23 protein-coding genes are annotated in these 22,804 nt (G+C 69.9%); 12 read left to right on the forward strand and 11 right to left on the reverse strand.

What is annotated here, in order from left to right:
* Positions 1 to 215: 215 nt before the first annotated feature.
* The 4 genes from CKY28_RS09150 to CKY28_RS09165 all read right to left on the reverse strand — a co-directional run bounded on the left by CKY28_RS09150 (position 216) and on the right by CKY28_RS09165 (position 2,648).
* Complete coding sequence (locus CKY28_RS09150; RefSeq protein ID WP_095998033.1) at positions 216 to 695, reverse strand: GNAT family N-acetyltransferase; 480 nt, start codon at positions 693 to 695, stop codon at positions 216 to 218.
* The gene (tsaB, locus tag CKY28_RS09155) at positions 695 to 1,327 is read right to left on the reverse strand and encodes a tRNA (adenosine(37)-N6)-threonylcarbamoyltransferase complex dimerization subunit type 1 TsaB (protein ID WP_095998034.1); all 633 of its coding nucleotides are present in this window, start codon (positions 1,325 to 1,327) and stop codon (positions 695 to 697) included. The genes CKY28_RS09150 and tsaB overlap by 1 nt, the downstream gene beginning before the upstream one ends.
* Positions 1,328 to 1,464: 137 nt before the next feature.
* Positions 1,465 to 2,076, reverse strand: a complete 612-nt coding sequence (locus CKY28_RS09160; protein ID WP_095998035.1) for a malonic semialdehyde reductase — start codon at positions 2,074 to 2,076, stop codon at positions 1,465 to 1,467.
* A complete protein-coding gene (locus CKY28_RS09165) occupies positions 2,073 to 2,648 on the reverse strand; it encodes a NifU family protein (protein WP_095998575.1) in 576 nt (191 codons plus the stop codon). Before CKY28_RS09165 ends, CKY28_RS09160 begins: the two co-directional genes overlap by 4 nt.
* A 116-nt stretch (positions 2,649 to 2,764) precedes the next feature.
* On the opposite strand from CKY28_RS09165, the gene CKY28_RS09170 reads away from it, so the two are divergent.
* Positions 2,765 to 5,662, forward strand: coding sequence for a M16 family metallopeptidase (locus CKY28_RS09170; RefSeq protein WP_095998036.1), 2,898 nt, complete (start codon positions 2,765 to 2,767; stop codon positions 5,660 to 5,662).
* Between the two features lie 209 nt (positions 5,663 to 5,871).
* Here CKY28_RS09170 and CKY28_RS09175 read toward each other — a convergent pair whose 3' ends face one another.
* The 3 genes from CKY28_RS09175 to CKY28_RS09185 are packed head-to-tail and all read right to left on the reverse strand — an operon-like array spanning position 5,872 to position 10,445.
* On the reverse strand, positions 5,872 to 7,662 hold the full coding sequence (locus tag CKY28_RS09175) for an AMP-dependent synthetase/ligase (RefSeq protein WP_095998037.1): 1,791 nt from the start codon (positions 7,660 to 7,662) through the stop codon (positions 5,872 to 5,874).
* Positions 7,663 to 7,699: 37 nt separating this feature from the next.
* Positions 7,700 to 9,364 carry a gamma-glutamyltransferase gene (gene ggt, locus CKY28_RS09180; RefSeq protein ID WP_095998038.1) on the reverse strand — a complete coding sequence of 555 codons (1,665 nt, stop codon included), beginning with the start codon at positions 9,362 to 9,364 and terminating at the stop codon, positions 7,700 to 7,702.
* A gap of 40 nt (positions 9,365 to 9,404) precedes the next feature.
* Positions 9,405 to 10,445 carry a quinone-dependent dihydroorotate dehydrogenase gene (locus tag CKY28_RS09185; RefSeq protein ID WP_095998576.1) on the reverse strand — a complete coding sequence of 347 codons (1,041 nt, stop codon included), beginning with the start codon at positions 10,443 to 10,445 and terminating at the stop codon, positions 9,405 to 9,407.
* Positions 10,446 to 10,683: 238 nt separating this feature from the next.
* Here CKY28_RS09185 and CKY28_RS09190 point away from each other — a divergent pair, with 238 nt between their 5' ends.
* The 8 genes from CKY28_RS09190 (at position 10,684) to CKY28_RS09225 (ending at position 17,705) form a co-directional block, all read left to right on the forward strand.
* Positions 10,684 to 11,544, forward strand: a complete 861-nt coding sequence (locus tag CKY28_RS09190) for a helix-turn-helix domain-containing protein (RefSeq protein ID WP_095998039.1) — start codon at positions 10,684 to 10,686, stop codon at positions 11,542 to 11,544.
* A gap of 87 nt (positions 11,545 to 11,631) precedes the next feature.
* Positions 11,632 to 12,075, forward strand: coding sequence for an SUF system Fe-S cluster assembly regulator (locus CKY28_RS09195; RefSeq protein WP_095998577.1), 444 nt, complete (start codon positions 11,632 to 11,634; stop codon positions 12,073 to 12,075).
* Complete coding sequence (sufB, locus tag CKY28_RS09200) at positions 12,075 to 13,538, forward strand: Fe-S cluster assembly protein SufB (protein WP_095998040.1); 1,464 nt, start codon at positions 12,075 to 12,077, stop codon at positions 13,536 to 13,538. Before CKY28_RS09195 ends, sufB begins: the two co-directional genes overlap by 1 nt.
* Before the next feature lie 165 nt (positions 13,539 to 13,703).
* Positions 13,704 to 14,447 (forward strand): Fe-S cluster assembly ATPase SufC, encoded by a 744-nt coding sequence (gene sufC / locus CKY28_RS09205; RefSeq protein WP_095998041.1) that lies wholly within the window; start codon positions 13,704 to 13,706, stop codon positions 14,445 to 14,447.
* A gap of 165 nt (positions 14,448 to 14,612) precedes the next feature.
* On the forward strand, positions 14,613 to 15,683 hold the full coding sequence (locus tag CKY28_RS09210; protein WP_095998042.1) for a SufD family Fe-S cluster assembly protein: 1,071 nt from the start codon (positions 14,613 to 14,615) through the stop codon (positions 15,681 to 15,683).
* Positions 15,684 to 15,688: 5 nt separating this feature from the next.
* On the forward strand, positions 15,689 to 16,897 hold the full coding sequence (locus CKY28_RS09215; protein WP_095998578.1) for an aminotransferase class V-fold PLP-dependent enzyme: 1,209 nt from the start codon (positions 15,689 to 15,691) through the stop codon (positions 16,895 to 16,897).
* Positions 16,894 to 17,352: an SUF system Fe-S cluster assembly protein gene (locus CKY28_RS09220; RefSeq protein ID WP_095998043.1), complete on the forward strand. Its 459-nt coding sequence runs from the start codon at positions 16,894 to 16,896 to the stop codon at positions 17,350 to 17,352. Before CKY28_RS09215 ends, CKY28_RS09220 begins: the two co-directional genes overlap by 4 nt.
* Entirely contained in the window at positions 17,352 to 17,705 is a 354-nt protein-coding gene (locus CKY28_RS09225) for a HesB/IscA family protein (RefSeq protein ID WP_095998044.1), read from the forward strand. Before CKY28_RS09220 ends, CKY28_RS09225 begins: the two co-directional genes overlap by 1 nt.
* Here CKY28_RS09225 and CKY28_RS09230 read toward each other — a convergent pair.
* The gene (locus tag CKY28_RS09230; RefSeq protein WP_095998045.1) at positions 17,695 to 18,138 is read right to left on the reverse strand and encodes a hypothetical protein; all 444 of its coding nucleotides are present in this window, start codon (positions 18,136 to 18,138) and stop codon (positions 17,695 to 17,697) included. The genes CKY28_RS09225 and CKY28_RS09230 overlap by 11 nt on opposite strands.
* Positions 18,139 to 18,466: 328 nt before the next feature.
* Positions 18,467 to 18,808 (reverse strand): DNA primase, encoded by a 342-nt coding sequence (locus tag CKY28_RS09235; RefSeq protein WP_095998046.1) that lies wholly within the window; start codon positions 18,806 to 18,808, stop codon positions 18,467 to 18,469.
* A gap of 145 nt (positions 18,809 to 18,953) precedes the next feature.
* On the opposite strand from CKY28_RS09235, the gene CKY28_RS09240 reads away from it, so the two are divergent.
* From CKY28_RS09240 to CKY28_RS09250, 3 genes are all read left to right on the forward strand, one after another.
* Positions 18,954 to 19,910, forward strand: coding sequence for an isopenicillin N synthase family dioxygenase (locus CKY28_RS09240; RefSeq protein WP_095998047.1), 957 nt, complete (start codon positions 18,954 to 18,956; stop codon positions 19,908 to 19,910).
* A gap of 36 nt (positions 19,911 to 19,946) precedes the next feature.
* The gene (locus CKY28_RS09245; protein WP_095998579.1) at positions 19,947 to 20,258 is read left to right on the forward strand and encodes an HNH endonuclease family protein; all 312 of its coding nucleotides are present in this window, start codon (positions 19,947 to 19,949) and stop codon (positions 20,256 to 20,258) included.
* A 293-nt stretch (positions 20,259 to 20,551) separates the two neighbouring features.
* On the forward strand, positions 20,552 to 20,962 hold the full coding sequence (locus CKY28_RS09250) for an ExbD/TolR family protein (RefSeq protein WP_095998048.1): 411 nt from the start codon (positions 20,552 to 20,554) through the stop codon (positions 20,960 to 20,962).
* Positions 20,963 to 20,993: 31 nt separating this feature from the next.
* Here the strand turns inward: CKY28_RS09250 and CKY28_RS09255 are convergent, their stop codons facing one another.
* A complete protein-coding gene (locus tag CKY28_RS09255; protein WP_095998049.1) occupies positions 20,994 to 21,710 on the reverse strand; it encodes a DUF998 domain-containing protein in 717 nt (238 codons plus the stop codon).
* A gap of 374 nt (positions 21,711 to 22,084) precedes the next feature.
* On the reverse strand, positions 22,085 to 22,804 hold the full coding sequence (locus CKY28_RS09260; RefSeq protein WP_095998050.1) for a hypothetical protein: 720 nt from the start codon (positions 22,802 to 22,804) through the stop codon (positions 22,085 to 22,087).

Consider the following 22,804-nt stretch of genomic DNA (forward strand, 5'->3'; position numbering starts at 1 on the left):
CAACATAGGCGTTCGGCCTTGTTGCGAAAAGCGCTACCGACTCGCAATAAGGGCGGGTTACCTTCTTCTTCTCGTCACCCCGGACTTGTTCCGGGGTCCATCGTGGGGCGTGCGATACGGCGCAGGGGCGTGCAAGGCCGTCTGATCCCATACCCGTCAGCGGTCCGCGTGGACAACGATGGACCCCGGAACAAGTCCGGGGTGACGGAGGAGGGTCAGTAAGTCCGGTCCAGCGCTAGGCTGTAGGTATGCGCGTCGTGGAGGTCGCCGCCGACGCCGCGGTAGTAGCCGCGCCGCTCGCCCACTTTGGCGAAGCCGTGGTCGGCGTAGAGGCGGGCGGCGGGGTTGCCGGAGCGGACCTCCAGGTGGAGCTTGCCGCAGCCCGCCCCGCGCGCTTCGGCGATCGCGGCGCGTAGCAGCGCGCCACCGACGCCGCGGCCGCGATGCGCGCGCGACACGGCGAGGAGGAGCAGCTCGGACTCGTCGGCGATGCGGCGCGTCATCGCGAAGCCGGCGGGCTCGTCGTCCATCTCGGCGAGCAGCAGCGAGACGCCGGGCAGCGCGAGCACGCCCAAACACTGGTTGCGCGTCCAGGCCTCGCCGTACGCCGGATCGAACGCGTCGGCCATGAGCGCGTCCACCGCGCCGATGTCGCGCGCGCCGGCGGTGCGTAGGGTGAGTGCCCGCGTCGCCATCAGGCCGCCTTGACCTTCGCGTCGGGCGCGCGGCCGTAGAGCGGGCGAGGGGGCAGGGAGGCGAGCGTAGGGGGCAGCCGCCACGCCTCGCCCGCGTCTGGCAGGAGGTCGGCGGCGTCGAGGTCGGGTCGGAGCGCCAGCAATCGGTGGACGCCCGATCCGGCGAGCGGCGTGTCGCTCAGCCGTTCGATCGCGGTGTCGGGTTTCAGGCTGGCCATGTCGCCCATCGGCAGGAGGTCCCGGTCGTAGGTCCGCACGAAGACCTCACCATGTCCGCCTTCGAGCACCGCCGCAACCCGTTGGATGTCGGGCCGCGGCGCGATTGCCTGGGCCGCGACGAGCGCGAGCGAGGAGTAGCCGCGGACAGGTACGTCCCAGCCGAGGCCCAGCGCGCGGGCGGCGGCGAGGCCGACGCGGACGCCGGTGAAGCTGCCCGGGCCGCAGTCGACGAGCACGGCGTCGGCCCGCCCGCCGCCCGGCAGCTCGGCGATCATGGGCAGGAGGCGCTCGGCATGGCCGCGGCCGACCTCGTCGTAGAGGCGCGCGACCGGCTGTCCGTCCGCGAGGAGTGCGACGGAGCAGGCTACGGTGGCGGTGTCGATGACTAGGGTGCGGGGAGGGGGTGCGGCCATTCTACCATTCTCGTCACTCCGGACTTGATCCGGGGTCCATGCGCGGCACCTATGTTCGCGAAGGCGCTTGCGAACAAGCGGACGCGCGTGGATGCCGGATCAAGTCCGGCATGACGGCAGTAGAGAAGTGAGGTTGCTCAGACGATCCGGTTAAACCGCTCGAACGCGGGTCGGGGGCTGCGATCGAAGATGGTCGACGGATCGCCGTAGCCCAGCGTGGATATGAAGTTCGTCGTCACGCGCGGCTGGTCGGCGAAGAACGCACGGTCGACGGCCTCGCGGTCGAACCCCGACATCGGTCCCGTGTCCAACCCCAGCGCGCGGGCGGCGAGGATGAAATAGGCGCCCTGGAGCGAGGAGTTGCGGAACGCGGACGCCTCGCGCGCGGCCTGGTCGCCGGTGAACCAGCTGCGCGCGTCGGTGTGGGGGAAGAGCTCGGGCAGGTGCTCGTGGAACTCCAGGTCCATGCCGATCACGACGCTGACCGGGGCTTTCCGGATCTTCTCGCCGTTGGTGCCGCTGGCGCAGGCGGCGAGGCGTTCCTTCGCGTCCTGCGTCATGCACCAGACGAAGCGGGCGGGCGACTGGTTGGCCGAGGTCGGGCCCATCTTCACCAGGTCGTAGAGCGCGCGGACCTGATCCTCGGTGACGGGGCGGTCGAGGAAGCCGTTGTAGGTGCGGGCTTCGACGAAGAGCTGGTTCAGCGCGGCAGCATGGAGCGGTTCGCGGGAGTGGGGCTCGCGCGTCATACCGCGCGGACCTCGGTCACCTCGGGGACGTAGTAGCGGAGCAGCTGCTCGATGCCGTTCTTGAGCGTCGCGGTGGACGACGGGCAGCCCGAGCAGGCGCCCTGCATGCGGAGGAACACCTTGCCCTTGTCGAAGCCGCGATAGACGATGTCGCCGCCGTCGTTCGCCACCGCGGGCCGCACGCGCGTGTCGATCAGCTCGCGGATCTGGGCCACGATGTCGGCGTCGGCGGGATCGTCGGCGAAGTCCTCCTCCGCGGGCGGCACGCTGAAGCCGGCGGCGCTGGGGCCGTGGAACAGCGGCATCTCGGCCGAGAAATGGTCGAGCAGGATCGCGAGCACGTCCGGCTTGAGGCTCGCCCAATCGACGCCGGGTGCGGCGGTGACCGACACGAAGTCGCGGCCGAAGAACACGCCCGTCACGTCGCCTAAGCCGAAGATGGCCTCGGCGAGCGGGCTCGCCTCCGCCTCCTCGGGCGTGGCGAAATCGCGCGTGCCGGCGTCCATGACGGTGCGGCCGGGCAGGAACTTGAGCGTCGCCGGATTGGGCGTGGTCTCGGTCTCGATCAGCATGCGCGCCATGTGGCGCGGGCGGGGCGGGGGATCAAGGAAAGGAAAGCTTGGGCGCCCCCCGGAATCACGGCCAAGTCACTGGCGGTTCAGGTTCCCGATCCCTAAACAGGGCCGGTATGGCGTTTTTCCCGCGCGCGCTCCGCGTCTCGTTCCTCCCCCTTCTCCTCGGGTTAGGTCTCCCCGCCTTCGGGCAGCAGGCGGGGCCTGCGCAGCAGGTCGCGCCGCTCGCGGCCGCGCCCAAGGCGCAGACGCCGCCGGGCGTCGATCCGGCGCCCTGGCTGTTCAAGGGATCGGACATCCCGCCCGACCCGGCCTGGAGTTTCGGGACGCTGCCCAACGGCGTACGCTACGCCGTGCGCAAGAACGGCGTGCCGCCGGGGCAGGTCGCGGTGCGCGTGCGCATCGACGCGGGGTCGCTCCATGAGACGGATGCCGAGCGCGGCTACGCGCATTTCCTGGAGCACCTGACGTTCCGCGGCTCGCGCCACGTGCCCGACGGCGAGGCCAAGCGCGTGTGGCAGCGGCTGGGCGCGACCTTCGGCTCGGACTCGAACGCGCAGACCACGCCGACGCAGACGCTCTACAAGCTCGACCTGCCGGGCGCGACGCCGCAGGGGCTGGACGAGAGCCTCAAGATCCTGGCGGGCATGGTCGCGGCGCCCACCATCACCGACGCCTCCGTCAATGCCGAGCGCCCGGTGGTGCTCGCCGAGCAGCGCGAGCAGCCCGGGCCGCAGGTGCGGATCAGCGACACGATCCGGCAGACCTTCTTCGCGGGGCAGCCGCTCGCCGACCGCTCGCCGATCGGTTCGGTGAAGACGCTGGAGGGTGCGACCGGCAAGTCGATGGCCGCGTTCCACGGGCGCTGGTACCGGCCGGACCGTACGGTGGTGATCATCTCGGGCGACATGGACCCGAGCGTGTTCGCGGCGGGCGTCGCCCGGCACTTTGGCGAGTGGAAGGCCTCCGGCCCTGCCCCGCGCGAGCCCGATTTCGGCAAGCCCGACCCGTCGCAGCCCGCCACCCAGACGATCGCCGAGCCCGGCCTGCCGACCCTGGTCGCGATGGCGGTGGTCCGGCCCTGGACCTACCGGGACGACACGATCGAGTTCAACCAGCGCCGCATGGTCGATACGCTCGCCGCGCGCGTCATCAGCCGCCGGCTCGAGCAGCGCGCGCGGGCGGGCGGCAGCTTCCTCCAGGCGGGCGTGTCGGTCGACGACGTGTACCGGTCGGGCAACGCCACGTCGGTCAACATCGTGCCCGTGGGCGACGACTGGGCGACAGCGCTCAAGGACGTGCGCGCGGTGATTGCCGACGCGAAGACCACGCCGCCGACGCAAGGAGAGATCGACCGCGAGCTCGCCGACTACGATACGGCGCTCCGGACGCAGGTCGAGACCGCGCGCGTCGAGGCGGGCGCGCGCCAGGCGGACGACATCGCGGAGGCGTTGGAGATCCGCGAGGTCGTGGCCGGCCCTGAGACGTCCTACGGCATCTTCAAGGGCGCGCGGGCGAAGAACATGTTCACGCCGGCCGCGATCCTTCAGTCGACCAAGAAGATCTTCGACGGCGTCACCCGCGCGGTCGTCAACACGCGCCAGCCCGACCCGACCGCGCAGGCCAAGCTTGAACAGGCGCTCAAGGCCGATGTGACGGGCCTGGCGGGCCGGCGCGCGCAGGCGCGCAACGTCAGCTTCGCCGACCTGCCCGCGCTGGGCGCGCCCGGCCGCGTGACCTCGCGCGTCCGGGAGGAAGGGCTGGAGCTGGAGCGCGTAACGTTCAGCAACGGCACGCGGCTGCTGCTCTTCACCAACTCGGGCGAGACGGGCCGCGTGTACGTGCGCGTGCGCTTCGGCGGCGGGCGCAACGCGCTTCCCGTCGATCGGCAGACGCCGGCCTGGGCGGGCGAGCTCGCGCTGGTGGCGAGCGGCATCGGCAAGCTCGACCAGAACGACCTGGAGAGCCTCGTCGCGGGCCGCCGCGTCGGGTTCGACTTCGACGTGGGCGACGACGCGTTCTCGTTCAACGCGATGACCAACTCGGCCGACCTGGCCGACCAGCTTCGGCTGTTCGCGGCCAAGCTCGCCGCGCCGGGCTGGGACGCCGCGCCCGTCCAGCGCGCCCGCGCGGTCGCGCAGGCCGCCAGCCGAGGTTACGACGCGTCGCCCGACGGCGTGATCGGCCGCGAGCTCGACGGACTGCTGCGCGACGGCGACCCGCGCTGGACCGCGCCGACGCCGGAGCAGATCGAGCGGCTCAACGCCGCCGACTTCCGCCGTCTATGGGAGCCGCTGCTGCAACAGGGGCCGATCGAGGTCTCGGTATTCGGCGACGTGGCGCCCGACGCCGCGATCGACGCGGTGGCGAAGAGCTTCGGCGCGCTGAAGCCCCGCTCGACGACGCCCGTGCCGGCCAAGCCCGTGCGTTTCCCCGCGCACGTCGCCAGCCCCGTGGTCCGCACGCACACCGGCCCCGACAACCAAGCCGCGGCGGTGATCGCCTGGCCGACGGGCGGCGGGATCGAGGGCATCGCGGAGAGCCGCCGCCTCGACGTGCTGGCCCAGGTGTTCAGCGACCGGCTGTTCGAGCGGCTGCGCCAGGCGGAGGGCGCGAGCTACTCGCCCCAGGTGCAGAGCCAATGGCCCGTCGGCCTGCCCAGCGGCGGCCGCCTGATCGCGGTGGGCCAGGTGACGCCCGACCGCGTGCCGCTCTTCTTCCGCATGGCGCGAGAGATCGCCGCCGATCTGGCCGCGCGCCCGATCGCCAAGGACGAGCTCGACCGCATTCTCAGGCCCATGGGCCAGTACATCCTGCGCGCGTCGAGCGGGAACCAGTTCTGGATGCAGCAGCTCGCCGGCGCCGCCTACGACCAGCGCCGCGTGGAGGCGACCAAGCGCGTGGCGGAGGATTATGTCACGGTGACGCCCGAGCTGCTCCAGCAGACCGCGGCGAAGTATTTGCAGCCGGAGCGGGACTGGACCATGGCGGTGCTGCCGAAGGGGGCGAGGTAGGGGGCTCGGCACCTCTCTCCCCCAAATCTCACTTTCTACTTCCCCGGCACAGGCCGGGGCCCAGGCACGGTGCCCTCACTTTGGCGGGAGTACCCGTCGCATTGGGCTCCGCTACGGACGCTAGGTGCCCTTGCTTGGGAGCGCACCGTGACTGGGCCCCGGCCTTCGCCGGGGAAGGTAGAAGAGAGATCGGATCGAGGACGCGCCCTTTACCCCCGGTACAGCCCGTCCAGCCTTCCCCCGTACACGCCTTTGAGCACGTGGCGTCTGATCTTCATCGATGGGGTCATCTGCTCGTTCTCGATCGTGAAAGGCTCGTCGGCGATCACGAAGCGGCGGACGCGTTCGATGACGGACAGGTCCTTGTTGACGCGCTCCACCGCGGCCGAGAGTGCAGCGCGGTAAGTCGGGTTCTCGGCCAAGGCGGCGAAATTGCACGACGCACCCTCGCGCGCGCAGAAGCCCTGCGTCCACTCGGCGTCGGGCACGACCACCGCGACCATGTAAGGCCGGCGGTCGCCGTAGATCATGGCTTGGGCGATTTCGGGTTGGAGGGTCAACATCCCCTCAACCTTCTGTGGTGCGACGTTGTCGCCCTTGTCGTTGACGATAAGGTCCTTTTTGCGGTCGGTGATCTTGATGCGGCCGTGGTCGTCGATCAGGCCGATGTCGCCGGTGTGGAGCCACCCGTCCTTGAGCACGCGCGCGGTCTCGGCGTCGTTCCGCCAGTAGCCGTGCATCACCAGCTCGCCGCGAACCAGGATCTCGCCGTCCTCGGCGATCCGCACCTCGGTGTCGTCCAGCGGCGGGCCGACCGTGTCCATGCGCACGCCCGCGCGCGGCCGGTTGCACGAGATGACGGGCGCAGCCTCCGTCTGGCCATAGCCCTGAAGCAGGGTCACGCCCAGCGAGTGGAAGAATACGCCCACGTCCGGGTTCAAGGGCGCGCCGCCCGACACCATCGCCTTGATCCGCCCGCCGAACTTCTTGGCCACCTTGGGCTTGAACAGCGTGTCGACGAGGAGCTTGGTCGCGCGGTCACCGATCCCGAGCGTGCCCTCATAGTCCTTGCGGCCGACCTCGAGCGCCTTGTCGAGCATCCATTGCGACAAGCGGCCCCCTTTCTCGATCGCCTTGCCGATGCGCTGGTGCAGCACCTCGAACAGGCGCGGCACCACGAACATCAAGGTGGGGCGGACCTCCTCCATGTTGCTGGCGAGCTTCTCCAGCCCCTCGGCGTAGTAGATCTCGCCGCCGACGCCGATCGGGAAGAACTGGCCGCCGGTGTGCTCATAGGCGTGCGAGAGTGGCAGGAAGGAGAGGAAGACCTCCGGATCGGCGATGCCGAAGTCTTCCGCGATCACGGCGGTGCAGCCGGCCACGTTGTGCAGGATCGCGCCGTGATGCTGTTGCACGCCGCGCGGGGAGCCGCCCGTGCCGCTGGTGTAGATGATGCACGCCAGATCGGAACGTTCGAAGTCGGCGGCGCGCGCGGCCTCCGCCGGGTCGGCGGGGTGGCCCGCGATGAGGTCGCGCCACGCGTGGAAGGCGACGCCCGTCTGACCGATGCGCATCTCGTCGATGCCGATGACGACCTGCGCGGTGGACGCGCGCACGACGGCGGGCATCAGCGTCTTGGCGAGCTTGGCGGTCGAGACGATCACCGCCTTGGCGCCCGAATTCTCGATGATGTGCGCGTGGTCGCGTTCGGTGTTGGTGGTGTAGGCGGGCACCGTCACCGCGCCCGCGGCCATGATGGCGATGTCGGCGATCAGCCATTCCGGCCGGTTCTCCGACACCAGCATGACGCGGTCGCCGCGCTCCACGCCGATCGCGCGCAGGCCCGCCGCTAGGCTGGCGACCTGGCGCGCGGCCTCGGCCCAGCTGGTCGACGTCCATTTGCCGCCGGTCTTGCGCCACAGAAACGGCTTGTCGCCCCGGGCGGCCGCCCGCGCGAAGAACATCGCGACGAGGTTGGGGAAATGCTCCAGTTTGTCCATCAGCCCTCTCCTGCGCGCCCGTGTACCCGGGCGTCGCTCATGGAATCAGCGCGGTCCCGACGCTGCGCGGATCGGCGGCGCCCCGCCAGCCCGCCGCCGTCAGCTCCGCCGCGTTCGCCTTCAGCCCCAGCGAGTCGACGCGTACGCGGTGGCCGAGCCGCTCCAGCTCGGGCTTCAGCGCCTCGCGCGCGGTGCCCTGTTCGAGGATCAGGCCGTCGCGGCTGAAATAGATCAGGCCCTCGCCGATCGCTTGTTGCGCCGGCATGCCCCAGTCGAGATGCGCGATCAGCGCTTTGGCGACCTGCATGATGATCGTCTTGCCGCCCGCGGCGCCGACGGTGAAGACGGGCTTGCCGGACGCGTCGTAGACGATGGTGGGCGACATGGACGATAGCGGGCGCTTGCCGCCTTGGACGCGGTTGGCGACGGGCAGGCCGCCCACCTCGGGCGCGTGTGTAAAGTCGGTGAGCTCGTTGTTGAGGACCAGGCCGTTCGCGACGACGTTGCTGCCGAACGCGCTCTCGACGGTCGAGGTGACGGTGGCGACGTTGCCGGCGGCGTCGACCGCGATGAAGTGGGTGGTGCCGGCGGGCTCCGTCTGCACCGCGGGCCTGCGCGCGGGCGCGCCCGGCGGATTGCCGGCGGGGTAGGCGCCGAGCGCGCGCAGCGGCGAGATCAGGCGCGAGCGGCGCTGGAGGTAGCCGCGGTCGACGAGCCCGCGCACGGGCACGGCCACGAAATCCGCGTCGCCCAGATACTTCTCGCGGTCGGCATAGGCGAGCTGCATCGCTTCGGCGATCAGGTGCCATGACTGGGCGTTGTTGGGCCCCAGCGCCTTGAGGTCGAACCGCTCCAGCATGCCGAGGATGCCGAGCACGGTGGTCGCTCCGCTAGAGGGCGGGCCCATGCCGCAGATGCGCCACATGCGGTAGCGGCCGCACACCGGCGGGCGCTCCTTGGCGCGGTAGGCGGCGAAGTCGGCGGCCGTCATGTCGCCGGGCGCGCCCCTGCTCGCGTTCACCGCGGCGACGAGCGCCTGGGCGTTGGGACCGTTGTAGAAGGCGTCCGGCCCCTCCGCCGCGATCCGGCGCAGGAGCGCCGCGAGCGCGGGATTGCGCAGCGTCGATCCTTCCGCGACGGGCTTGCCGTCGGGCGCGTAGATCGCGCGGATGGCGGGGAAGTCGCCCCAGGCGGGCGCGAGCTGCGCCGACCGCGCGGCGAGCGGCGCGGTGACCTGGAAGCCGCCGTCCGCTAATCGGATCGCCGGCTCGAATAGGCGGGGCCAGGCGAGCTTGCCCCATTTGCGGTGCGCCATCGCCATCAGGCGGACGTTGCCCGGCACGCCGACCGACCGGCCGCTCAGCACCGCCTGGCGATAGGGCATGGGCTTGCCGTCGGGCCCGAGGAAACGCTGCGGCGTGGCGGCCGCCGGCGCGGTCTCGCGGCCGTCGATCGTCTGGAGCTTGCGCGCCTTCGCGTCGTGGTGGAGGATGAAGCCGCCGCCGCCGATGCCGGACGATTGCGGCTCGACCACGGTCAACGCCAGCATCATCGCCAGGGCCGCGTCGGCCGCGCTGCCGCCGGCGCGCAGGATTTCCTGGCCCGCTTGGCTGGCGCGCGGATCGGCGGAGGTGACGGCGCCCTGCGCCAGCGCGGGCAACGGCAGGATGAACGCGAACAGCGCGAGAAGGTAACGGATCATCGCGGCGGGACCCTAACGGCGTGGGGGCCGCGCGCAAGCGTTACGCTGCGTCCGCCCCTACGGCATCCGCCACGCTCGCGAACCCGTCGCGCGCGAGCAGCGCGTCGAGGTCGCGGGCGATGCGGGCGAGCAGGCCGGGACCGTCGAAGACCAGGGCCGTGTAGAGCTGCACTAGGCTCGCGCCCGCCCGGATGCGCGCGTAGGCGTCCGCACCCGAGCCGATCCCGCCCACGCCGACCAGCGGCAGCGCACCGCCGGTCGCCCGACGGAAGTCGGCGAGCCGCTGTGCGGCGAGGTCGCGCAAGGGGCGGCCCGACAGCCCGCCGGCCTCCGCCGCACATCGTGAGCGCAGGCCGGGCCGCGTGACCGTGGTGTTGCCGACCACCAGCGCGTCCAGCCCATGTTTCAGCGCCGCGGCCGCGATCTCCTCGACGTTGGCGTAGTCGAGGTCGGGCGCGACCTTCAGGAATAGCGGCGTCGCGCCCTTGGCCTTGCGCGTGACGGCGAGCAGCTCGTCGAGCGCCGCGCCGTGCTGCAGGTCGCGCAGGCCGGGCGTGTTAGGCGAGCTGATGTTGATGGTGACGTAGTCCGCGACCGCCGCCGCGCGGGCCACGCCCAGCGCATAGTCGGCGATGCGGTCGGTGGAGTTTTTGTTCGCGCCGACGTTGATGCCCAGCACGCCGGCCCGCCGCGCCGCGCGGGCGCGCGCGAGCCCCGCCTCCAGCCCGCGATTGTTGAAGCCCAGCCTGTTCACCACCGCCCCGTCCTCGACCAGGCGGAACATGCGGGGGCGGGGGTTGCCGGGCTGAGGCAGGGGGGTGAGCGTGCCGATCTCCACCGATCCGGCCCCTAACGCGAACAGCCCGTCGATCGCGCGGCCGTCCTTGTCGAGCCCCGCCGACACGCCGACGGGATTGGGGAAGTCGAGGCCCGCCACCCTGATCCCCAGCCGCGGCGACGTGACGGGCCTGCGCCCCAGCGGCGTCCCCACCTTGGCCCATGCCGCGAGCGAGGCGACCGTCAGGTCGTGCGCACGTTCGGGAGGGAGCGCGAACAACATCGGGCGAAGCGGGTGGATCATGCCCTTCGCCATCGCATCGCATCGTTGCTGCGTCAAAAAAGCGACGGAAACGTATGTTTACGTCGAATCCGTACAATAAAACCGTTGGAAAATTTCGCATACAGTAGCTGCGACCCGAGGGACGGGCCGAAAGGCCCCGTTCCGATCCTAACGGCCCGATCCTCGGAAGGGGGTCGGGCCGCTTTTCATGCCGCCGTGTCGCCAAAGTCGCTGGTACGTCCGAAGGGGGTGTCTTGCGATGAACGGGATGGAACTGGACTATGCGGTGCCGGCGCCGGACCTCGCGCCGTATGTGACGCTGTTCTACCGCTTCCGGGCCGAGGTGCCGCTGTTCGAGGACGTGGAACGCGCCGACCACGCGCAGTTCCGTTTCCGCCTGTCGCCGGGCGTGGCGACCTATCGCTTCGCGACCGGCCCCGAATATCGCGCGCCGGCCATCCACTTTCTCGGCGCGACCTGCTCGCCTACCCGTACGCGCGCCGAAGGGCCGGTGCTCGTCTTCGGCATGGGGGTGACCCCGCTCGGCTGGGCGGCGATGCTGGGCCTGGACGCGTCGGCGGGCGCGAGCCGGGTGATCGATGCGGAGGCCGCGCTCGGCCCCTGCGTGCGCGAGACGGCCGACAGGCTGCGCGCCGCCGCCGATCAGGGGGTGGACGCGATGGTGAGGGAGGCGGAGCCGCTGCTGCGCGGCCTAGTCGCGCACGGCGACGACCGTACCGCGACCTTCTGCGAGGCGGTGGACAAGTGGCTGAGCGGCGCGCCGTCGCCCGTGCTCACCGAGCTGCTCGACGCGACGGGCATGACGCTCCGCCAGGCCGAGCGGCGTTGCAAGCAGCTCTACGGCCTCGCGCCCAAGGCGCTGGCGCGCAAGTACCGCGCGCTCCGGGCCGCCAACGCCATCGCCGTGCGCGACGTGTCGACCGACCAGATCGTCGCGGAAGGCTTCTACGACCAGAGCCACCTCATTCGCGAGCTCAAGCAGTTCATCGGCCGCACGCCCGGCCAGATCCGCGCCGATCCCGGCCCGCTCGCGCGGCTGACGATCGACCAGCGGCGCGCGCTGCACGGCCGCGTGGCGCCCATCATCTCCGACACCTGATAACGACTCGCAACAAAGCGGGAACGGTTGACCGGCCCCGCCCGCATCGCCATCTGCCAATCGGAACAGATCGGTCCGATTAGCACCATGCGCCTTTCCTCCCTCGCCGACTACGCCGTCGTGCTGATGTCAGCGGCCGCCCGCCATTGCGGGGCGACCGCTCGGCTGAACGCGAGCGTGCTCGCCGCGGAAACGGGCGTGCCGCTGCCGACCGCGCAGAAGCTGGTGAGTCGCCTGTCGGCCGCGGGTCTGCTCCAGAGCGCGCGCGGCACGGGCGGCGGCTTCCGGCTCGCTAGGCCTGCCGCCGCAATCAGCCTCGCCGACATCGTGGAGGCGGTGGAGGGGCCGATCGCGCTTACCACGTGCGTCGATCACGAGCGCGACGATTGCGCGCTCGACCACCACTGCTCCGTCAAGCCGCACTGGGGCGTCGTCAACCAGGCCGTCCGTTCCGCGCTGGCGAACGTCAGCCTCGTCCAGCTCTCGACCGCGCCCGCCGCTTCGGCGCAGCGCCTGAAGGTACTCGCATAATGGTCACCAAGAACGCCGAAGCCTACGCCGCCGTATCCAAGAAGTACGAGTGGGGCTTCGCCACCGACATCGAGCAGGACTTCGCGCCCAAGGGGCTGTCGGAAGGCACGGTCCGCTATATCTCGGCCAAGAAGAACGAGCCTGAGTGGATGCTCGAGTGGCGCCTCCAGGCCTTCCGCCTGTGGCAGCGAATGGAGCATCCCGACTGGTCGAAGCTCAACGTGCCCCCGATCGACTATCAGGACGCCTACTATTACGCCGAGCCCAAGGCGCGCGCGACGATCAAGTCGCTCGACGAGCTCGACCCCGAGATCCGCCGCACCTATGAGAAGCTCGGCATTCCGATCGAGGAGCAGAAGGTCCTCGCTGGCGTGGAGGGCGCGCGCAAGGTGGCGGTCGACGCGGTGTTCGACAGCGTGTCGGTCGCGACCACCTTCCGCGAGGAGCTGAAGGCGGCGGGCGTCATCTTCCTGTCGATCTCGGAGGCGATCCGCGAGTACCCCGACCTCGTGCGCAAGTGGCTCGGCAAGGTCGTGCCGCAGCGCGACAACTACTTCGCGACGCTTAACTCCGCGGTCTTCTCCGACGGCACCTTCGTCTACGTGCCCGAAGGCGTGCGCTGCCCGATGGAGCTCAGCACCTATTTCCGCATCAATGCGGAGAATACGGGCCAGTTCGAGCGCACGCTGATCGTCGCCGACAAGGGCGCGTACGTCAGCTATCTGGAGGGCTGCACCGCTCCTCAGCGCGACGAGAACCAGCTCCACGCCGCCGTGGTCGAGCTCGTCGCGCTCGACGACGCGGAGATCAAATATTCGACCGTCCAGAACTGGTATCCCGGCGATGAGAACGGGAAGGGCGGCATCTACAACTTCGTCACCAAGCGCGCGCTCTGCCAGGGCAAGCGGAGCAAGGTGAGCTGGACGCAGGTCGAGACGGGCTCCGCGATCACGTGGAAGTACCCGAGCTGCGTGCTCGCGGGCGAGGACAGCGTGGGCGAGTTCTACTCGGTCGCCGTCACCAACAACCGCCAGCAGGCGGACACCGGCACCAAGATGATCCATCTGGGCCGCGGCTCGCGCTCGACGATCGTGTCCAAGGGCATCAGCGCCGGCCGTTCCGACAACACCTATCGCGGCCTCGTGCGCGTCGCGCCCACCGCGGAGGGCGTGCGCAACTTCACCCAGTGCGACAGCCTGTTGCTCGGCGACCAGTGCGGCGCGCACACCGTGCCGTACATCGAAGTCCGCAACCCGTCGGCGCAGATCGAGCACGAGGCGACGACCAGCAAGATCAGCGAGGACCAGCTCTTCTACGCGATGAGCCGCGGGCTCGACCAGGAGGCGGCGGTCGCGCTGATTGTCAACGGCTTCGCGCGCGAGGTGCTGCAGCAGTTGCCCATGGAGTTCGCGGTGGAGGCGCAAAAGCTGCTGGGTATTTCATTGGAGGGCTCGGTCGGATGAGCGACGCGGGAAGCGAGGCGGATGTCGGAAGCTACATCCGACAGCTCGGGCATGAAGGCAAAGTACGGCTTGCCGAGGACGGGAAGACGCCGCTGCTGCCGCTCCGTGTCGAGGCACGTGGTGCCCCCGTCGAGACCGCACACCAACATATAATCAGGAAGTCTGATGCTTCAGATCGATAATCTCCACGCCGAAATCGACGGCAAGCCGATCCTCAAAGGCCTGACTCTCTCCGTGAGCGCGGGCGAGGTGCACGCGATCATGGGGCCGAACGGGGCGGGCAAGTCGACGCTGGGCTATGTGCTGGGCGGCCGCCCCGGCTACGAGGTCACGGACGGTTCCGTAACGTTCGACGGGCGGGATCTGCTCGGGATGGAGCCGCACGAGCGCGCCGCCGCCGGGCTGTTCCTCGGCTTCCAATATCCGGTCGAGATCCCCGGCGTGTCGAACGTCCAGTTCCTGCGCGAGTCGCTGAACGCGCAACGCGCTAGCCGCGATGAGAAGCCGCTCTCCGGGGGCGAGTTTCTGAAGCTCGCCCGCGCGGAGGCCGCCAAGCTCGACATAAACGCCGAGATGCTGAAGCGCCCCGTCAATGTCGGCTTCTCCGGCGGCGAGAAGAAGCGCAACGAGATGGTGCAGATGGGGATCATTGATCCCAAGCTCGCCATCCTCGACGAGACGGACAGCGGCCTCGACATCGACGCGCTCCGCATCGTCGGCGAGGGCATCAACCGCGTCATGAGGCGGCCGGACAAGGCGGTGGTGCTGATCACCCACTATGAGCGCCTGCTCGAGTATGTCGCGCCCGACTTCGTCCACGTCCTCGTCGACGGCCGCGTCGTTCGCTCGGGCGATATCGAGCTCGCCCGCGAGCTGGAGCGCGAGGGCTACGGGGCGGTGTCGGCGTGATCTGTGCATCCAACCAAATCTTCCCCCGCCCACGGCGGGGGAGGGGGACCGCCGCAGGCGGTGGAGGGGGAGCAACGGGATGCGGCATCGTCCTGTATCCCCTCCACCACGCCGCAAGCGGCGCGGTCCCCCTCCCCCGCTGTAAGCGGGGGAGGAGTTAAGCTTATGACCCTTCTCACTCTCCCCTCCACCCGCCAGGAGGCGTTCCGCTGGACGGACGTCGACGGCATTGCGGCCGCCGCGTCGCTGCCGCGCGCCGACGCGGGACCGGCGGACGCGTTCTGGCTCGACCTGCCGGGCGACCGTCTGCTGTTCGTCGACGGCGAGCTTCACGCTTCCTCGCGGCTCGGGCGCGCCGAGCTCGCGGAGGTGGCCGCGTCCGACCACCCGCTGGGCAGCCGGGCGTCGGGCCGCGGTTGGCGGCTCGCGCTGTCGGCGGATGCGGTCGCCGACCCGGTGCAGGTCGTCCACCTCTCCACCGGCGGCGACAACCACCTCGCCGCCGAGATCCTGCTCGCCGACGACGCGGTAGGCACCGTGGTCGAGACCTATGCGGGTCGCGGCTGGGCCAATCGCTTCGCGCGGCTCACGCTCGGTAAGGCGGCACGCCTCCAGCGCGCGGTGCGGCTGTTGCAGGACGAGGGCTTCGCCTCCACGCGCGACGAGGCCGAGCTGGGCACGGGCGCTAGCCTCGTCCAGATCGCGCTCGGCGCGGGCGGCGCGGGCAGCCGCATCGACGCGCAGGTCGTGGCGGGCGAGGGCGCCTTCGCCGAGTTCGGCGGCGCGCTGCTCACCCGCGGTACGCAGAAGCAGGAATGCGCGGTCGCGGTCCGCCACGCCGAGCCCAATGGGCAGAGCCGCCAATACTGGCGCGCCGTCGCCGCCGACCAATCGGCCGCGAGCCTTGCCGCCCGCGTCGAGGTCGCGCGCCACGCGCAGAAGACCGACGGCGAGCAGTCGCTTCGCGGCATCCTGCTGAAGCGCACCGCGACGGTGAACCTCAAGCCCGAGCTGGAGATCTTCGCCGACGACGTGAAGTGCGCGCACGGCGCCACGGTCGGCGAGCTGGACGAGCGCGCGCTGTTTTACATGCAGTCGCGCGGCGTGCCGCGGGCGCGGGCGCAGGCGATCCTGACGCGCGCCTTCGTCGCCGACGCGATCGAGCGGATCGGGAACGAGGTGGTCGCGGACGCCTTCATGGCCGACGCCGACGCTTGGCTGGAGCGTGCGCTGTGACGGACGTGCTCGCCGCGGAGCGGCCGCTCGACACCGTGCACGACTTCCCCGCCATCCCGGCGGGCTGGGCGTATCTCGACACGGCGGCCACCGCGCAGAAGCCGCGGCCCGTCATCGACGCGATCGCGCGGGCTTATGGCGAGACCTACGCCACCGTGCATCGCGGCGTGTACCAGCGTTCGGCCGACATGACGCTGGCCTACGAGGCCGCGCGGCGGCGCGTGGCGGAGTTCGTGGGCGCGGGTTCGCCCAACGAGATCGTCTTCGTCCGCGGTGCCACGGAGGCGATCAACCTCGTCGCGACCTGCTGGGCCGCCCAGCAGCTCAAGAGCGGCGACCGCGTCCTCCTGTCGATGCTCGAGCACCATTCGAACATCGTGCCGTGGCAGATGGCGGCCGAACGGGTGGGTGCGGCGATCGACGTCGTCCCGCTCACGTCCGACGGTCGCATCGATCTCGATGCGATGGAGCGGATGATCACGCCCGCCCACAAGATGGTCGCGCTGGCGCATGTATCCAACGTGCTGGGCAGCGTCTTGGACGGCCGCCGCGCGTCCGAGATCGCGCACTCCGTCGGCGCCAGGATCCTGCTCGACGGCTGCCAGGCGGTGCCGCGCATGCCGGTTGACGTGGCGGCGCTCGGCTGCGACTTCTACGTCTTCTCCGCGCACAAGCTTTACGGTCCTACCGGCATCGGCGCGCTCTGGGCGAGGCCTGAGCTGCTGGACGCCATGCCCCCTTGGCAGGGCGGCGGTGCGATGATCGATCGCGTCACGTTTCAGCGCACCACCTACGCGCCGCCGCCCGGCCGGTTCGAGGCGGGGACGCCGCACATCGTCGGCGCGCTGGGGATGGCGGCGGCGATCGACTATGTGGAGGGGATCGGGCTCGACCGCATTCACGCGCACGAGGCCGCGCTGGTGAAGGACGCGCGCGAGGCGTTGTCGCAGTTCAACAGCGTGCGCCTGCTCGGGCCGGAGGACTCGGCCGGCATCGTCTCATTCACGGTCGAAGGGGTGCATCCGCACGACGTCGGCACCATATTGGACGAGGGCCGGGTGGCGATCCGCGCGGGCCACCACTGCGCGCAGCCGCTGATGGATGCGCTGGGGCTCGACGCGACGGCGCGGGCCAGCTTCGGCGTGTACAATGGCCCGGAGGACATCGAAGCGCTGGCGCGGGGCTTGGAGCGGGTGACGAGGATTTTCGGATGAGCGAGCGGTTCACCGTGGAAGAGGTCGACAGCGTCGAGACGCCGCCGAAGGCGCGCGTGGAGGACGCGCGCGAGACGTTCGAGCGCAAGCGCGATTACCTGGACGGCTTCCTGTCGCAGAAGCCGCGGGCGGAACTGAAAGGCGAACCCGGCGGCGCGCTGTACGAAGGCGTCGTCGAGGCGCTCAAGGAGATCTACGATCCCGAGATCCCGGTCAACATCTACGACCTGGGGCTGATCTATGGGGTCGAGGTGACGGAGGACGGCCACGCGGTCGTCACCATGACGCTGACCACGCCGCACTGCCCCGTCGCCGAGTCGATGCCGGGGGAGGTGGAGCTGCGCGTGTCGGCGGTGCCGGGCATCGCCACCGCCGAGGTCAACCTCGTCTGGGACCCGCCCTGGGACCCGCAGAAGATGTCGGACGAGGCGAAGCTCGAACTGGGAATGCTGTGATGGCCACAACGCTCCGCCCGCGCCCCGCAGCGCTCAACCTGACGCCCTCGGCGCACGCGCGCATCGCCGACCTCATGTCGCGCGCGCCGGACGGGGCGGTGGGCGTCAAGCTCTCCACGCCGCGCCGTGGCTGCTCGGGGCTCGCCTATTCGGTCGATTACGTCACTGAGGCCAAGCCGTTCGACGAGCGCATCGACACGCCCGGCGGCACGCTGTTCGTCGACGGCGGGTCGATCCTGTACCTCGTCGGCAGCACGATGGATTGGGTCGAGGACGACTTCACCGCGGGCTTCGTGTTCCAGAACCCCAACGCCAAGGGCGCGTGCGGCTGCGGCGAGAGCTTTACGGTTTAGGACAGAGCTTGCCCGTCTGCTTGCAGTAGGCGGTACGTATGCCGTTCTTCAGGTCCATGTCGCGGCCCATCTTCGCCTGGGCGGCCGCGATCGCGGGCAGCTCCGCGGCGCGGTAGCGCGCGGCGGCGGGGCTGCGGTTGAAGGCGAGCACGGCGCGCATGTCCTCGATCGAGAGCCGGCGGGCATATTCCTCGCCCATCGCCGCGTAGAGCCGGGCCGAGCCGGCGGCGAAGGTCGACGCGCCCACCTTTCTGAGCTCGGCCCGTTCGCCCTCCGACAGCTCGGGATGCTCGGCGACCAGATCCTCGGTGTCCTTGGCCGCGATAGCGGGCGCGATGGACGCGAGCGTTCCCGACCGCGCCACCTCTTCGCCCAGGGACAGCGCTTCGGCGGACGGCGCGGCCTGCGCCAGCAGCAGGGCCAGGATCAGCATGGGAAGCGCCTCCGAGCATCGTTGCGGAGGCGAGACTAACCGCGGCCGCGGGCGGCGGCTAGGGCGTGTACTCGACCCCCGCATGGGCCATCACGGAGCCGAAAAGGGCCGGCAGGTAGGAGCGAGGAGGAGGCGATGCACTCGCATCGTCGACGACGAGCGACGCCCCTGCCGGCCCTTTTCGGCCCGCCGCTCCGCGGTCGCCCGGAGAGGGCCAGGGGCGGCGTCGGACGGCTTGCGCGTAGCTTCAGCTACGCGTCTGCGCCGCCCTCCTTGCCCCTGGCCCTCTCCGGGCGATGCTGGCCCATGCGGGGGTCGAGTACACGCCCTAGGGTCTCAGCGCCGCGTCGTCGCCGTCGCCCAGCTCCTCGTCGTCGAGCTCGTCCTCGTCGAAATCCTCCTGAAGATCGTCCTCGGCCATGTCCTCCTCGTCCATGTCGACGTCGTCGTCGGTGTCGCCGACCTCGCCGTCTTCCATGTCGAGTTCGTCGAGCGGCTCCTCGTCCAGGTCCTCGTCGCCGAGATCGGGGTCGAGGTCGGTGAGGATGGTGCCGTCGGTCGGGCCGTCGCGCGTCGCCTCCAGGATCTCGGCGCGCTGGCTCTCGTCGTAACCTTCCTCGTCGAACGTGTCGTCGCCCGAACCCATGCCGGGCTGGCGCAATCCCGCCATAGCCTGCCTCCACATATCGCGGAGTTCCGCTCCGCTCGCCAAGCTAACATCGGTCAAGGGCCGGCGGTTCCATGAGCGGACGGCCTGTTCCCGGAAGCCGCGCGCGTCTATATGGCCGCCATCCTTCTGTAACGGACGCTTCCACATGCTCGACACGCCGTCGGCCCAGGTGCCGACCCTCTCTTTGAACCAGCAGGCGACGGACCCGCAGGGCTTCGCCGACCAGCTGGGCCAGTCGTTCCGTCGCTTCGGCTTCGCGATCGTCGCCGACCACGGCATTCCCGACGATCTGATCGCGCGCGCCTGGGACCAGACCAAGAAGCTGTTCGAGCTGCCGGAGGAGGAGAAGCGGCGCTATCACGTGCCCGGCGGCGGCGGGGCTCGCGGCTACACGCCGTTCAAGACGGAGATCGCCAAGGACGCGAAGGTGGTCGACCTCAAGGAATTCTGGCACGTCGGGCGCGAGCTGCCGGAGGGGCACCGCTATGCCGACACCATGGCGCCCAATATCTGGCCGGAGCGCCCGGAAGGGTTTCGCGACACGTTCATCGAGCTGTTCGGCGCGTTCGACACGGCGGGCGACAAGCTGCTGTCGGGCATTGCGCGCCACCTCGGGCTGGAGGACCGCTGGTTCGACCGGGCGGTGAAGGACGGCAATTCGGTGCTGCGCCTGCTCCACTATCCGCCGATCCCGGCCGACGCGGAGGGCGTGCGCGCCGGCGCGCATGAGGACATCAACCTCATCACGCTGCTGCTCGGCGCGGAGGAGGCGGGGCTCGAGCTCCTCGACCGCGACTCCGGACGCTGGCTGGCGGTCAAGCCGCCGGAGGGCGCGATGGTCGTGAACGTCGGCGACATGCTGCAGCGGCTGACCAACCACGTGCTGCCGTCGACCACGCACCGCGTCGTCAACCCGCCGCCCGAGCGCCGCGGCCATTCGCGCTATTCCATGCCCTTCTTCCTGCACCCGGCGCCCGACTTCCTGATCGAGTCGCTGGAGGGCACGGTGACGGCGGAGAACCCGAACCGTTATCCCACGCCGATCACCGCGCACGATTACTTGCACGAGCGGCTGGTCGAGATCGGGCTGATCAAGAAGTAGGCCGCGGTGGCCGGGCGCGTCCGGCGCAAGCTCGGCCTGGCGCAGGCCGAGGAGCTCGCCGCGCGCGAGGTCGAGCCCGGTGTCTGCGCCCTCTGCGGGCGGCCGCTGGGGGCGAAGGTGGAGTGGCACCACTTGGTCCCGAAGTCGGAGGGCGGGCGGGTGACCGCGCCCGTCCATCCGATCTGCCACCGCACGATCCACGCTTTGGTGTCGAACAAGGACCTGGCGGGCGAGTACGCCGACGTCGACGCGCTCCGCGCCCGGCCGGACGTGCAGCGCTACCTCCGCTGGATCGCCGACAAGCCGCCCGACTTCCACGCGCCGACGCGGCGGTCGCGGGGCGAGTAGCGCGGCGGAAGTACACTAAAGTACACGCCAAGAACGCCGCGGCGCGCGTCCGCCGTCCGACTCGGGCGGGCGGAATCGGATCGGCTTAGCTTCGCATACTTCGCGCCCGTTCGGACATTTCGTTGCTCCCTTGCGCAACACTATCACGTGCGGCTCGGGCTAGTTCTCGACAGGGTCAAAGAGCGAGCCGCGAGGCTGGCCGGCGATCTCCAACATTGCAAGCGGGCGGCCTTGACCCGGAACTCGCCCGGTGATGTTATGTTGTAACTGGAACAGCACAGGAGAGGTCAGCCATGCGCCGCAATCCCGCCTTCGCTCTCGAGCATCGCCCGATGGGCGAGCTCAACATCACGCCGCTGATCGACGTGATGCTGGTGCTCTTGGTCATGTTCATCCTGGCGGTGCCGGCGGCGACGCACGAGGTGGAGGTGGACCTGCCGCAGGGCGGTACGCCGCCGCTGGATCGGGTGGAGCACCGGCTGGAGCTGCTGCGCGACGGGAGCCTGAGGCTGGACGGCGTCGCGATGACGGACAGCGCGGCCGCGGCGCGGCTGCGGGCGCTGGCGGATGACCCCAAGGCGCTGCTCGTGTTCCGGGCGGACGGGCAGGCGCGCTACGAGCGGGCGGACCAGGTGCTGGCCGAGGTGAAGCGGGCGGGCGTGACGCGGCTAGGGTTCGAGGGGCTGGCGGCGTTCAGGCAATAGGGGCGGGCAGACGCTCCGCCCCAGTCGCCGATCATGTCGCGGGCGCCTCCTCCGTGAAGCCGGCCTGCGTTTCAGGGCGTCGTTTAAGGCTGGCGATCTCCCAGCTCTTGATAAGCCAGAATGCGGAGAAGACATAGATGCCGGCGACCTCGATAGCAAAGACGAGGTATGACTTCTCCTGCGCCGGAAAGAACTGATGAATGATCCAGATGCTTGCTGGAACGGCGATCATTAACGTTCCAAGCGTCTTGTATGCCCGCGCGAACCAAGCGCGCCGATTCGGATCGTCAATATGCCTCAGCGTTTCGGCCGAGCGAAATACGCAGACGTAGGCGATAAGCAAGAAGAACAGGACCGCGCTGGTTCCGTGGATGTAACCGGTCCAAGTAGTCCGCGCGCCTTCGGGCCACGTCATCGGGAAGAGCGCGATCAGCACAGCCGCGATACCTGCGCAGTTAAGCGCGATATTTTCCTTCGTCGAATAGCCGCGGTAGAAATGAAGAAAAGCGCCGATCGCGCAGAGCACGCCGACGAACACGTCGCGCAGCGCTCCGTTATCGAAGTGATAATAGGCGCTGATCGAACTCTGTAGCTGCGTCGGCCCGCCTGCGATCCAGAGGACGATGAGAAAAGCGATCGCGATCCCCGCCAGACCGCGGCGCAGCGAGAAGTAGCTGGACGAAATGTTGTGAGGGTCGTCGGCGTGCGGCACGACTGCCGGGAACGGGTCGGCGATGTTGGTGGCCATAGTGTCTCCTCCTCTTTCGAGGGAGCCGCGGGAGAGGGTTCTGCAACCCGAACCGGTCCTTCTTCGCCGAAGCTGATCCCTGATCTTCAGCGTACGCCCGAACGGCCGCTGCGACCAGCGAGATCAGGTCCGAAACAGACCTATTCGGGGCCGATAGCGAGGAGGCACGCACGTTCTCGGGGTCATGCGCTCGGTCCCGCCGGTCTCATGCCACGCTGCGGACCGGCGCGCAGTCGCGCCATCTGAGAGATGAAGCGGCAGCGCGGCATTTCCGGCGAGCTTCAGGCGGGCAGGCTCGATTATCTAAATCGGCTCTCAGGAGTGAAGCGGCGGGAGGCGACCGTAGTGCGGGCTGGGCTGAGCCGACGGCGCGCTCACTGCCGCTCCAGCACCGCGATCTCGCGGCTTTTGACGAGCCAAAAGGCGGCGAAGACGTAGACGCCGGCGGCCTCGACGAAGAACAGGAAGGGCGGGTCCTCGCGCCGGGGTAGGAGGAGGTGCACGCCCAGCACCGTGAGCGGCAGCAGCACCATGAGCAGGCCCAGCAGGCGGTAGGTCCGGCGGAACGCGGCGGCGCGCGCCTGGTCGCGCATCAGCGCTAGCGTGTCGCCCGAGCGGAAGAGCGGGACGTAGGCGATGAGGAGGAAGAAGGTGATCGCGGCGGCGTTGTGGACGAGCCCCACGGGCGTGTCGCGCGCGCCCGGCGGCCAATCCATCGGTGCGAGCGCCACCGCGACCGCGGCCAGCCCCGCGCCGTTCAGCGCCCAGTCCTCCGCGGTCGAGTAGCCGCGATAGAGGAGCAGGAACGCGCCGATCGCCCAGAGCACGCCCACGAACACGTCGCGCGTCGGCCCGCCGCCGTCGCTGTGGTAATAGGCCGAGAGCGACCCCTGCACCGAGTCCGCGCCGCCGATGATCCAGAGCGCGACCGGAAAGGCGAAGGCGAGCAGCGCCATGCCGCGACGGAGCATGAAGTAGCTGGCCGAGATATTGGCGAGGATGTCGTCCGCCTTGTCCGGCGGGAGATTACCGGGGGCGGGCGGGGGTGGTTTGTGCGGGTGGACGAGGGAGGCGCAGACGTCTTCGGGGGTCAT

It is taken from the genome of Sphingomonas lenta (assembly GCF_002288825.1).
Classification (GTDB): domain Bacteria; phylum Pseudomonadota; class Alphaproteobacteria; order Sphingomonadales; family Sphingomonadaceae; genus Sphingomonas; species Sphingomonas lenta.